7 protein-coding genes are annotated in these 12860 nt (G+C 69.6%); 1 reads left to right on the top strand and 6 read right to left on the bottom strand.

Annotation, left to right across the window (positions count from 1 at the left end; translation table 11 throughout):
* Position 1: 1 nt before the first annotated feature.
* Entirely contained in the window at positions 2 to 2575 is a 2574-nt protein-coding gene (locus OG787_RS29035; protein ID WP_405537025.1) for an ABC transporter permease, read from the bottom strand.
* A complete protein-coding gene (locus OG787_RS29030) occupies positions 2572 to 3360 on the bottom strand; it encodes an ABC transporter ATP-binding protein (protein ID WP_369035471.1) in 789 nt (262 codons plus the stop codon). Before OG787_RS29030 ends, OG787_RS29035 begins: the two co-directional genes overlap by 4 nt.
* Before the next feature lie 384 nt (positions 3361 to 3744).
* On the opposite strand from OG787_RS29030, the gene OG787_RS29025 reads away from it, so the two are divergent.
* Positions 3745 to 5277, top strand: a complete 1533-nt coding sequence (locus tag OG787_RS29025) for an MFS transporter (protein ID WP_405537024.1) — start codon at positions 3745 to 3747, stop codon at positions 5275 to 5277.
* A 116-nt stretch (positions 5278 to 5393) separates the two neighbouring features.
* Here the strand turns inward: OG787_RS29025 and OG787_RS29020 are convergent, their stop codons facing one another.
* From OG787_RS29020 to OG787_RS29005, 4 genes are read right to left on the bottom strand one after another with little or no spacing between them, the layout of a single operon-like run.
* The gene (locus OG787_RS29020; RefSeq protein ID WP_405537023.1) at positions 5394 to 9086 is read right to left on the bottom strand and encodes a TIR-like protein FxsC; all 3693 of its coding nucleotides are present in this window, start codon (positions 9084 to 9086) and stop codon (positions 5394 to 5396) included.
* Positions 9087 to 9093: 7 nt separating this feature from the next.
* A complete protein-coding gene (locus OG787_RS29015; RefSeq protein ID WP_405537022.1) occupies positions 9094 to 10155 on the bottom strand; it encodes an AAA family ATPase in 1062 nt (353 codons plus the stop codon).
* Positions 10152 to 11768, bottom strand: a complete 1617-nt coding sequence (locus OG787_RS29010; protein WP_405537021.1) for a hypothetical protein — start codon at positions 11766 to 11768, stop codon at positions 10152 to 10154. Before OG787_RS29010 ends, OG787_RS29015 begins: the two co-directional genes overlap by 4 nt.
* Positions 11769 to 12752 (bottom strand): TIR domain-containing protein, encoded by a 984-nt coding sequence (locus OG787_RS29005; RefSeq protein WP_405537019.1) that lies wholly within the window; start codon positions 12750 to 12752, stop codon positions 11769 to 11771. It lies immediately after the preceding gene.
* Positions 12753 to 12860: the final 108 nt, after the last annotated feature.

The following is a 12860-nucleotide window of genomic DNA, read 5'->3' as shown; positions in this document are numbered from 1 at the left end:
GCTAGTCGGTCGCGATCGCGTTCAGTACGTTCATCCGCCCCGCCCGGAACGCCGGCACCAGCGCCGCGAACAGCCCCACGAAGGCCGACCCGGCGAACACGCCGCCGATCGTCATCCACGGAATCTCCAGGACCTTCAGGCCCTCCAGGGCGAGCAGTTGCTGGGCGGTCGCGCCCCAGCCCATCCCCAGGCCGAGCCCCAGCAGTGCGCCGAAGAGGGCGATCACCACGGACTCCAGGCGGATCATCCGGCGCAGCTGGCGCCGCGACAGGCCGATCGCCCGCATCAGGCCGATCTCCCGGGTCCGCTCCACCACCGACAGGGCCAGGGTGTTGACGACTCCCAGGACCGCCACCACGATCGCCAGGGCGAGGAGCCCGTAGACCATGTTCAGGAGCTGGCCGATCTGGTCCTTCAGTTCCTGCTTGTAGTCGGTCTGGTCGCGGACCTGGTACTGCGGGTAGGGGTCGAGTGCCTTCTTCAGAGCGGCGTACGCCTCCTTCTCCTGGCCCTTCTCCGCCTTGGCGAACATCAGGTCGTTCGGCGGGATCTTGTCGGCCGGCAGGTACTTCTCCATCGTCGCGATGGACAGGTACTGCGCGCCCTTGTCGATCGCCACGTCGTCGTCCGTGACGGCGGCGACCTTGAGCTTCGCCGTCGAGCCGCCCTTGAAGGCGACGGTCATCGTGTCGCCGACCTTCACGCCGTGCTCCTTGGCGTAGCCGGAGCCCACCGACATGGCGTCCTTGCCGTACGCGGCGGTCAGCGTGCCCGAGGTGGTGGCGCGGCGCAGATCGGAGGCGTACGTCGGGTCGGCGGCGGTCAGTTCGGTCTTCTCGGCCTTGCCGCCGGGCGGGGTCAGGGTGACCTCGACCTCCTTGTAGCGGGTGACGTGGGCCAGGCCGGGCGAGTTCTGCATCGCCTTCTCCGCCTGCGGCACGATCCGCTGGTTGCCCTCGACGATGAAGTCCGTGCCGACCGATTTGTCGAGTTCATCGGTCGCCGAGGCCACCATCGACGAGCCGACCACCGACAGACAGGCGACCAGGGCCAGGCCGATCATCAGGGCCGCCCCCGTGGCACCCGTACGGCGCGGGTTGCGCAGCGCGTTGCGCTCGGCCAGGCGACCGACGGGGCCGAAGCCCCGCAGCAGTACGGCGCTGAGCACCCGTACGACACCGCCCGCGAGCACCGGGCCGATGATCACGAATCCGATGAGCGTGAACACGATGCCCGCGCCGAGGACCAGCGAGCCGTCCTTCGCCTTGTCGGCGGTGGCGGCCAGGTAGAGGGCGTAGCCGCCCGCGCCCGTCAGGGCCAGGCCGATCAGGCCCCTCACCACGCCCGCCCTGCCGTCCGCCGGGGTGCCGGCGTCGCGGAGTGCGGCCATCGGGGAGACCTTGCCCGCGCGGCGGGCCGGGAGGTAGGCGGCGAGGACGGTGACGACGACACCGAGGACCAGGCCGATCACCGGGGTGGCCGTCTTGATCGTCAGATCGTCGGTGGAGAGGTTCATGCCGGCCATCGACATCAGCTTCATCAGGCCGACCGCGATGCCGACCCCCGCGCCGACGCCGAGGACGGACCCGACGAAGCCGAGCAGCAGCGCCTCCACCAGCACGGACCGGTTGACCTGCTTGCGGGAGGAACCGATCGCCCGCATCAGGCCGATCTCGCGGGTGCGCTGCGCGACCAGCATCGAGAAGGTGTTGATGATCAGGAAGATGCCGACCAGGAACGCGATCCCGGCGAAGCCGAGCATGGCGTACTTGATGACGTTCATGAACTCGCCGACGCCCTCACGGCTCTCGTCGGAGAACTCCTTCTGCGTCTGCACCTTGAACACACCGGTCGCGGTAAGGGTGTCGGTGACGTTCTGCTTCAACTCGGCGTCGGTGACCCCGCTCGCCGCCGTCACGTTGAGCTGGGTGAACCGCCCTGTGGCGCCCAGGAGTTCGCGCTGTGCGGTGGCCGTGTCGAAGTAGACGACGGCGGCACCGGGGTTGGTCACCTTGAACGTGGCGATGCCGACGATCCGCGCCTTGATGTCGCCGGTCTGCGCGATGGTACGAAGCTCGTCGCCCATCTTCAGGTGGTGCTTGTCGGCGGTGTCGGCGTCGACCATCACCTCGGTGGGCCCGCGCGGTGCGTGACCGCTGGTGATCTCCATCGAACGCAGGTCGTTGCGCGTCCAGTTGCCCGCGATGGTCGGGGCGCCGGTGCTGGACCCCATGTTCTCGTTGTCGCTGTCGACGACGGTCACGTTCATCGAACTGACCGCGCCCTCCGCCGACTTGACGCCCTGGGCCTGCTGGGCCTTCGCCAGCACGGAGGCCGGCAGGGACTCGGGAACCCCGTTCTGCGGGGTACTGCCGTCGCTCTTGGCCGCCTTAGGGGAGACCGTGACGTCGGCCGAGGTGGCGGCGAAGAGCTTGTCGAACGTCGTGTTCATGGTGTCCGTGAAGACGAGGGTCCCGCACACGAACGCCACCGACAGCATCACGGCCACCGCCGAGAGGGCCATCCGGCCCTTGTGCGCGAAGAAGTTGCGCATCGAGGTCTTCAGCACAGTCATGACGTACGCCCCCGCGCGTCGAAGTCCTTCATGCGGTCGAGGACGGTGTCGGCGGTCGGCCGGAACATCTCGTCGACGATCCGTCCGTCGGCGAGATACAGGACACGGTCCGCGTACGAGGCGGCCACCGGGTCGTGCGTGACCATGACGATGGTCTGCCCCAGCTCGTCCACCGAGCGCCGCAGGAAGCCCAACACCTCAGCACCCGCACGGGAGTCGAGGTTTCCGGTCGGCTCGTCACCGAAGATGATCTCGGGCCGCGCGGCCAACGCCCGTGCCACGGCGACGCGTTGCTGCTGACCGCCGGAGAGCTGGTTGGGCCGGTGCTTGAGCCGGTCCTTCAGCCCGACCGTCTCCACGACCTGCGCCAGCCACCCCTTGTCCGGCTTGCGCCCGGCGATGTCCATGGGAAGCGTGATGTTCTCCAACGCGCTGAGCGTCGGCAGCAGGTTGAACGCCTGGAAGATGAACCCGACCCGGTCCCGGCGCAGTTGGGTCAGCTTCTTGTCCTTGAGACCGGTGATCTCGGTCTCGTCGAGGTGGATCTGCCCGCTGGTCACGGTGTCGAGCCCGGCGAGGCAGTGCATGAGGGTGGACTTGCCGGACCCCGAGGGGCCCATGATCGCGGTGAACTGTCCCCGCGCGATGTCCACGTCCACATGGTCCAGGGCGACGACGCGGGTCTCACCGGACCCGTACGCCTTCACGACCTGCCGCGCCCGCGCGGCAACGGCCGTACGCCCGCCAGTGCCCCCGTGCCTGGTGATGGTCACAGCCGATGTCACGGTATGTCTCCTAAGTCGGTCAGTGCGAAGCCGCACTGATGCCCGGTAGTAGCCCGGTGGTGGCCGGTTGCCCGGTAGCGGCCGGTTGTGCGTTGCCGCTCTTCGGTACGTGTATGAGTCTGCTGTCGGGAGGGGGTCCGGGTCTCTGACGCCCAGCGCAGTCTTCTGCGGGGGAAAACCCCACCCCCGGAGGTCCTGCACACCGCCCTTCAGCGGCATAAAGCCAGGTTAAGGACGGCCGGGGCCCCATCTCGTCCTCCGCCGGTACGAACCCTCCCCGAGCCGAACTGGGGAGGTCCCCCTAGGGGCTGTCCCCCCTCCGGAGGAGCACGTCTCGGGGTTGCCGTGTGCGGGTCAAGTGGCACAGTGGTCAGCGGCAGATAGATGCAGGGGGAAAGGAACCCGGTGGGCAGCAGTCGCCGTACGAAACCCGCGATACGCAAGGCCGCCCAGGGCACCGGTGCCGCCACCGAGAAGCGGGGAGCCGTCGTCGCCGCGCTCATGCTCGCGATGGCGCTGGCCGCGCTCGACTCGACGATCGTCTCGACCGCCGTACCGCAGATCGTCGGCGACCTCGGCGGCTTCTCCGTCTTCTCCTGGCTGTTCTCGGGCTATCTGCTCGCCGTCACCGTCACCCTGCCCGTGTACGGCAAGCTCTCCGACACCTTCGGCCGCAAACCGGTCCTGATCGCGGGCGCGGCCCTGTTCCTCCTCGGCTCCCTCCTCTGCGCGCTGGCCTGGAACATGGCAGCGCTCATCGCCTTCCGCGTCATCCAGGGCCTGGGCGGCGGCGCCCTCCAGGGCACGGTCCAGACACTCGCCGCAGACCTCTACCCACTCGAACAACGCCCCCGGATCCAGGCGAAGTTGTCCACAGTCTGGGCGACCTCGGCGGTGGCGGGCCCCGCGGTCGGCGGAGTTTTGGCGGCCTACGCAGACTGGCGCTGGATCTTCCTCGTCAACCTCCCCGTCGGCGCGGTCGCGATGTGGCTCCTGGCCCGCCACCTCCACGAACCCCAGCGCGACACCTCCGGCCCCCGCCCGCGCATCGACTGGGCGGGCGCGCTCGCGGTGTTCGCGTGCGGCGGCGTCCTGCTGACGGCCCTCGTCCAGGGCGGCGTGGCCTGGCCCTGGCTGTCGGCGCCGTCAACCGCCTTCTTCGGTACGGGACTTGCGCTGGTGTTCCTCGTGGTGGTGATCGAACGGCGGGCGGCGGAGCCGATCATCCCCGGGTGGGTGTGGCGGCGCCCCACGATCGCGGCGGTCAACCTGGCGCTGGGCGCGCTGGGTCTGCTGATGGTGGCCCCCACGGTGTTCCTGCCGACGTACGCCCAGTCGGTGCTCGGCCTGGCCCCGATAGCGGCCGGATTCGTGTTGTCCGTATGGACGTTGAGCTGGCCGGTGTCGGCGGCACTGAGCCAGCACGTGTACCGCAGGATCGGCTTCCGCAACACGGCGATGCTCGGCATCGGCACGGCGACCCTGATCCTGCTGGCGTTCCCCTTCCTCCCGTACCCCGGCTCCGCCTGGCAGCCCACCCTCCTGATGCTGCTGCTCGGCGGCGCCCTCGGCCTCTTCCAACTCCCCCTGATCATCGGCGTCCAGTCGACGGTCGGCTGGTCGGAACGGGGTACGGCGACGGCGTCGGTCCTCTTCTGCCGCCAGACCGGCCAGACGATCGGCGCGGCCCTGTTCGGCGCGGTCGCCAACGGCGTACTGGCGTCCCGGCTGGGCGGCGCGAGCGACCTGGACTCGGTGACAAGGGCGTTGGACTCGACCGCCGCACCGGAGGCAACCCGACGGGCCATCGCGGACGCGGTGCACGCGGTGTACTTCGGCGCGGCGGGAGCGGCGGCGCTGGCGTTCTTGGCGCTGCTGGTGCTGGCGCCGCGCAAGTTCCCAGTGCTGAAGGAGTAAGGGCGTGAGCATCTCCTGTTGCGGGCGCGGTGTCTCGGGCACCGACAGGCACAGCACCGCCCTCATCTTCTCTGCGCCCGCCCGGATGGCGTCCGCGCCGTGGGCAAGAAGGGCTGTCAGTCCTGCTCGGGGTCCTCGAAGACGTTGCGCAGGTCGTCGAGCAGGCTGACGTCGTAGGGACTCAGGTGGGTCGTCTCAGCCACCTCGACAACGGCTTCCGCGATCTGCTTCACCACGTGCCGGTACTGGGCGCTGCGCTTCCCTGATTCCAACAGACCCTTGACCCCCTCCCGGGAGTACCTGCTGACATCACGCGGGTCGATGTACGGCAAGCGCTCGGCAACCGGCGGTAGCCGCATTTCCTCAGCGACGGTCCAGAGAACGGGCACGACCGCCGGCCTCTCATGGGTTGTGCCGCGGCGATCCCGCTGGTGGCGCCGGCCGAAGGCATCCCATTCCATGCCACACCACGTGCTGTTGAAATAGTGGCGTGAGTAGAGCGGCACCAGCACTCGGGCACTGGCCAGTGCGAGTCTCATCTCTTCCTGCCAATTCGATCCCAACGGCAGGTTTTCGTCCAGAAAGCCGACGACCGGCTCCCGGGACGCGGTCAGTTCCGAAATATTCCTGCTCAGATCCGTGAAGAAGCGCTGCACCAGGATGCGCTCCCCGGCAGACCACGAAGGCGTACGGGCGTAGCTCAGATAGAAGTACGGCGCTTGCCGCGGCGAGCGTGGCACCGTGGGTTCCCGGACGCGGGCTTGGACACGTCTTCCTTCGAACCTCGCCGCCAACCTGTTGACGAGACCCGGCGTGACGTCGATCGCCACCATCACGCCTTCGGTGGTTGCCGTGACCAGGGAACGCAGACTTCCGGCCGAGTCGATCAATGCCGTTCCCTCAGGAAGGGTGTCCACCGCTGCGGAGCCGGGGCGAAGCCGGATTCCCGGTGCCGTCGTCCAGCCGCGCCCGGGCGGGGAGTGCCACACCGCGACGGCGTCCGCACCGGTCTCGGGGTGGGCAAGAAAAACTGGTGGGAGAACGGCATCCGCCAGCATCAGCAAGAAAAGCCCCGGGGCATCGAGGTGTTGGGTTGAGCAGCTGGACACGTCATACACCTGGCCGCCCTCCTGATGGACCTGGAGGAGGCCGGACTCCAGGTCGACGGCGGTGGCGGTGAGTACCGCGTCAGGTCGCACAGCGACCCCCGTACCGAGGAAGGTGCCGCTTTGGGTGATCCAGACCAGGGATCTCAGGAACCTGCTGGTATCCGTTCGGTCCAGCAGCATGCTCTGGACATGGATGTCGACCGGGGAGTCGCTGTTCTTGATCGCCGACACGATCACGGCCAGGTCGAGCGGCCTCGTCCCCACCACTTCGACCAGATCGGTCAATACGCTGTCCAGGTTCCACAGTTCTCCGCGCTCCCGAGCGAGTGCGGAGTGAAGGTAAACCGTCGCCGAAGAGGGGCTGAAATCATCCAGGGTCACCGTCTCGTACGGCCCGGCCTCCCAGTGTGCCCCCTCGGACAGGGTCACCAGCACGCTGCCGTACCCCGTCAGCGGTGACCACAGCCGGAGATCCAACTGGGGGGAGGCGAGAGCTTCCCGGGTGACACCGTCGCAGATCAACAGCCAGCCTGGGTGCTCGCGCAGATAGGTACGGAGACCGGCCAGGAGGTCGGCGGGGTCGGTGGTGCCGCGGACCGGAACAAGTCCGAGGTCGACGGCAAGGTCGACGAGATCGTCCACCAGGCTCTCCTGCGAGTGGGCGCGGAGCCACCGGACCATGGTGAACTCCGCGGCCAGTTCCCGTGCGCAGCCGACGGCCAGCGCCGTCTTGCCCACGCCCGGGGCACCCTCGATCACGCACATCGTCGTGTCCCGGACCGGATACTCCGAGGCGGCTGCCGGGGTGGCCCCGCCCAGCACCTCCACGACATGCGAGGTCGCCCCCCGTCGGACGTACGACTTCGGGAGCACGGGTATCCGGGTCGCCACCCTCGTCCCGTCATGAACAGGCTTCACGCCACCGCTGGCCGACCCCTCTCCTACGGCCTCGGCCTCAGCCCTGGGCCGCCTCGGCCACCATCGGAACAGCCCTCCTCCTCGCTCCCGTGGCCTCGCCTCGTCCACCGCCTCCGCCAGGCCGACCGCGGCCTTCGCGCCACCGACCGACAGCCGTGCGGCGATGTCCCCGTAGTCCCCGCCCGCCCCCCTGAACACCGCCACCGCGACCTCCGCGAACGCCCTGCTTTCCTCGGGCAGTTCGAGCCCGCCCAGCCCTCCCCCCGCCCCTGCGTCCATCAGCGCCCGGAAGTCGTTCACACCGCCCAGCGTCGCCGCCACGCGCTCGCTCACACCCTCGTAAACCTGCTCAAGCACACGCACCGACTCCGTACGGGTCAGCCGCGCAAGCAGTGCCTCCCGCACACCGGCCCTGAAGTCGTACAGCACCGCGTCCGGATCCTCCCCCGGCTCAGCGGGAGTACGGCGGACCAGAAGCCCGGAGAGGAAGATCTCCGCGAGATGCATGGGCGTGAGCGAAGGGAGCTGGGTGCGCTGGACCAGGCGCATCACCGGCAGGCTGAGCGGAGCGGCGGCCAGCAGCCGCAGCAGGCCGAATGCCTCCGGCGAGTAGCCCGCCTCGAAGCGTTCGATCCAGTCGGCCGGCGTGCCGGGCTCATCGGCGCGTAGGGGAGACAGCGGACGGTCCACCACTGTCAGCGCGGCCGCCCGCAACGGCGTCCAGTCCGTGGCGCGGCCGGAGACGAGCCGCGCCCATGGGCCGAGCCAGGCACCGGAGACCTCCAGCACCGGCAGCCACCTGATCCGCGCCCGGTCGGCGTTACCCGTGCCACCGCGGGCGATGCCGGAGAGCGGGCCGGAGGAACGGACCTCGATCGTCGCGCGGAACGCCTCCGTGCCACGCGCCCGAGCCGGAACCGTACGCAGCGCCGTGCGGTGCCACAGCCGGCTCGGCAGTACCTGGAGCGCGGCCACAGGACGTTCCCGCGACCACCTCGCGAGCGCGGCAGGCAGTTCGCCGCCGTACCAGGCCGGCCCGACACCGTCCGTCAGGACCAGCACGACCCGCCGCCCGCTGGGGTCGGCCAGCGTCTCCCGCCACCGTCGGGTGGTCCGCGCGGCCTGCACGCCCCGGCGGAAGGGGGCGAGGCGCGGCTCGGGCTCGTCCGTGTGCAGCGCCCAGCAGCGTACGTCGGCAAAGGCGCCCTGCCGTTCGAGCAGCGTGCGCAGTTCGCCCGCCAGGCGGTGCCAGACCGCCATCGTCGTGCCGACGTCGATCAACAGGTCGACGGAGAACCGGCGTTCGGGCGCGGAACGCAGTACCGGCAACAGCAGACCCATGCCACCGGAGGCAGCTGCCGTGGCCTGCGTGTCCAGGATGCGGACACGGGTCGAGGCGACTGTCTGGCGCAGGGGCCGCAGGGCCCGGGAGAGGGACAGGACGTCGGGCAGCGCGGACGGCTGCGCCACACGGATGGTGTGCGCGCCGCCCGTAGCGGCCTGGGCGGCGCCGTACCCGCCCGGCAGATGGAGGCGGGCCGACGGGGACACGGGGCCGGAGTCCGGGACGGGGCCGGGCTCCGGGACCGTCGGCGGCGACCGGTCGGAGGCCGGCGCGGCAGCCGCCGCGTCGCGGTCGGCACCGAGGAGCGACCCGGCCACTGGGCCGAGTCCGCTCAGCCGGGCGATCCAGAGCACGTCCAGGACGTCGGCCGTGTCCGGTTCGCCACCGGGCTCCAGCAGACGGGCCAGTTCGTCCCTGAGAACGTCGTCGTCCGGCACCGTCGGGTCAGCCCCCGTCCAGGGGGCGCAGCAGATCGTCGAGGACCAGGGCCTGGCCCTTCTCACTGCCCCACAGGCCGCGTTCGGCCATGAGCAGGGCGTTGAGCAGCTGGTCGTTGGCCAACACCCCCACCTCCCGCTGCCGCTTGAGGAACCGGGCGATGAGTTCGGTGCGAGCGCCGGCGAGTTCGGGCGCGACGTCCTCCGGTGCTCCGAGATGCGCGGCGACGATGCCCGCCAGCCGCTCCGGGTCGGCCGCCCCGATCTTCAGGCGGATGCAGCGCCGCAGGAAGGCCATCGGGAACTCGCGCTCCTCGTTGCTGGTCAGCACCACGAACGGGAATTGGGTGCAGGCCACTTCACCTCCCCTGACCACTGCCCGCTCACCGTCGTCGGTCACCACCTCCTGCGGCCTGTCCCCGAGCCGGGCGAGTTCGGGAATGGCGAACTCGCCCTCCTCGAACACGTTCAGCAGGTCGTTGGGGAAGTCCATGTCGCTCTTGTCGATCTCGTCGATCAACAGGACCCGGGGCCGGGGCCAGTTCAGCAGTGCCGTTCCCAACGGCCCCAGCGACAGGTACTTGCCGATGTCGGGCGGTTCGGCTGCCGAAACGCTGCCCGCGCAGACACCGGTGTTACGCAGCCCGGCGTCGTAGAGACGGCCGACGGCGTCGTACTCGTACAGCCCGTCCTTGAGGGTGGAACGGCTGGTGACGGACCAGCGCAGGACGGGGCCCAGCTTCAACTCGTGCGCCACGGCGTACGCGAGGGTCGACTTGCCGGTGCCCGGCTTGCCGGTCAGCAGCAGCGGCCGGCGCAGATGCAGCGCGAGGTTGACGAGGTGGATCTCCTTCTCGCCCGCCTGGTACGCCGCGCCCTGCCAGGCTCGGCCGAGGTGTCGTCGGCCGGCGGCGTCGTCGGCCGGTACGTGCGACGGCTCGTACAAGGGCGCGGACCTCGTGCCGTCGTGCCGGAAGGCCCGCCAGGGAGGCGCCGGGGGCAGTCGGCGGATGCCGTCGTGCGGGGTCCCGGTGCCCTCGTACACCCACCAGTCCTGGCGCTGCGTCATGCCGCTCCTTCGCCGGCCCCGCGGGTACCGGTCATCTGGTGGTCCTGGTCGCTGTGGACGCAGGTCGGGTCGTCCCACAGCAGGGTGATGTGGTGGCTGAGAGCCAGCTTGTCGGCACGGTCGCGCCTGCGCGCCTGGTGCACGCTGTGCGGCAGGTCGGCCAGCAAGGAGGGCGGTTCGCTCTCGCGTAGTGCAGCCAGCAGCAGACACGGGTCGCCCATGTCGCGCCGCCAGACCATGACAGGGATGCCGTCCTCCAGCAGGGCGGCGCACACCGCCTCCCGGATGAGGGGATCGTGGTCGTCGTATGCGGTGCCCAGGCCCACGCAGGCCAGGTCGGCGTTGTTCCGCAGCCAGTCCTCCACCTCTCCGGAGTCGGTCAGCCTCAGGGGCGGATACTTGCCGACGGGCCAGTTCCCTTGCGTGGTCGGGGAGTTCACCTCGTCCTCGGTGGCGCAGGGGCCCATCCAGCCGATGCGGTCCAGCGCGTTGCCCGGAAGGCAGTCACGGTCGAGCCTTTCCCAACGGCGGATCCACTCACGGTGGATCGAACTGTCCTGGTAGCGAGGCAGGGAACGCACGACGACCTGGCAACTGCGGCTCAACGGAACCCCGTTGGGGCCACCGGGCCACAGCTCGGCCGGAAGGCCGAGCAGCGAATGCGGCAGCAGGAACTCCACCCGCTTGCTCACGTCCCTGCCTGCCTCCATCGGTTCCCGCCAGGTGGCCAGGAACTCCCGGCCGTGGCGCTCCAGTTCATCGCCGGTGAACACGCCGGACGCGGGCCGCGTGCCCCGGAAGACCGGCTGGGCGTAGCCGGTGCGCTCGTAGTAGAAACCGCGCATGGAGTAACGGCGCCTGGTGTACGGCAGGTTGCTCGGCGGGCCCTCCTCCTCGACCCGTACCTGGATGATCACCTGCCGCTCCGCGTCCGCCAGGCCGACGAGGCACACGGGGGCGGGGGCGGCACCAACTGCATCGCGGCCGAGCACGCGCTCGAACAATCCGGCGAGCCCATCGCCCTGCCCCTGCTCCACAGGCTCCTTGCTCAGGAGCCGAAGGAAGCGCCGTATGTCCGTGAGCCGTTCGGCGACATTCTCCTGTGCGTCGTAGAGCCGCATCAGCACCTGAGGGAGGGAACCGATGTCCAGCGGGCGGCCGGCCGCCCGGCGCTCAGATGTGAAGGCGGAGATCGACCCTTGCCCGAACTCCTGTGGAGAGAGGCGCAGTTCACCGATGAGAGCGAACATGTCACGGGAAGACAGCGCGCCGTTCGCCGTCGTCAGCACCGTGACCGCGAGGTCGAACCACGCGGCACCGATGTCGTCCGGCTGGTCTTCCAGCAGTGCGTCCCGCAGCGACTTCAGCGCCCCGGTGCGTCGGGCGGCGTCGACGATGGTCATCAGGTGGTCACGGGCGACGTCGCTCTCGGCCGTGTTTCCCAAGAGTGGGCCGCCGGCATCCCTGAGCAACCTCTCACGGCCGGCCTTCGTCTGCAGCGCCGGTATGTCGACCAGGATCGCCGTCAGCAGTCGGTTCACCTTCCGCCGCGCACGGGGATGGGCTCCGTACTCTGCGGAGCGTCGTCCTGACAGCCAGCGCCAGCGGCTCATCTACCCCTCCCCGAGAACCAGACCCGAAGCAACGAGCAGAACCCGTACTCGCTCGGTACCGACGTCGGTGTCGGGCGGCGCGATTTCCGCGAGGGCCAGGTACAGGGCCTTCAGCGTGGTGTCGCGGGCGAGGGTGCGACTGATGCTGTTGACGAGTGCCCGCAGATGCGTCCGCGCATCGGGGCTCTCGGAGACCGAGAACGCATGGCCGCGGCCCAAGATCTCACCCATCCGGTCCAGCAGGTCATGCCGGTTGGCCAGTCGGTGCAGCGCCTCGCAGGCCAGCAGAGCTTGGGTCAGAGCCTGCTTTTCGGGGAACCCGAAGGCCGCGGGAGGCGGTTGCTCGGGCGGAACGGGTGCCGGCTCGACGACCGGTGCGGCCAGCACCATCGGCGCCCGTCCGGCCCCTGCCCCCTGTGCTGCCGGCATTCCCTGCGCCGCCGCCTGATCGCGAGACGGCAGCACAGGCACCTGCCCCAGCTCCGGCGCCGTCTCGTACAGCTGCCCGGTCAGCAGCCGCAGCAGCCGCTCCGCGCCCGCGACCGTGAACTCCTCGACGGAGTACTGCGTGTGAGTGCGACCGCCCAGCCAGGCGGGCAGGTCGTCGGGGGAACCGCCGGGCAGGACGACGGGGATGATCCGCTCCAGAGCGGCGTCGGGGTCTTCATAGACGAAACTCCGTAACAGCCGGGCTTCCCACTGCACGCCCATGCCTTCACCCGCCGTGGCATCGCCTTCGGCCCGGCGTCTGTACTCCGGGGAGGCCACGACAATCACATACCGGCTGTCCCTGATGCCGCGCAGCATCCACCGCGCCCAGTCCTGGCGGCGTTCGTCGGCGATCAGGTCGAACTCGCCGTCGATCCCGCACGCGCGCAGGAAACGCCAGAACTCCCTGACCTGATCGGCATGGATCGGGTTGCCGTGCGCGTACGAGATGAACACCCGCACCGGTGCGGGTCTCTCGGCCTCGGCCTCACTCATGTGGCTTCCCCCTTGACTCCCCTTAACACCACGACGAGTGGGTACATCATGGCCCAAGCCGGGCTATCGGGAGGCCGGTTGGACATACTTCATCCCAACCTTTCCACC

It is taken from the genome of Streptomyces sp. NBC_00075 (genome assembly GCF_045041225.1).
Classification (GTDB): domain Bacteria; phylum Actinomycetota; class Actinomycetes; order Streptomycetales; family Streptomycetaceae; genus Streptomyces; species Streptomyces adonidis.
Note: the sequence above shows the minus strand (reverse complement) of the source record. Positions and strands in the feature narration are given on the sequence as shown.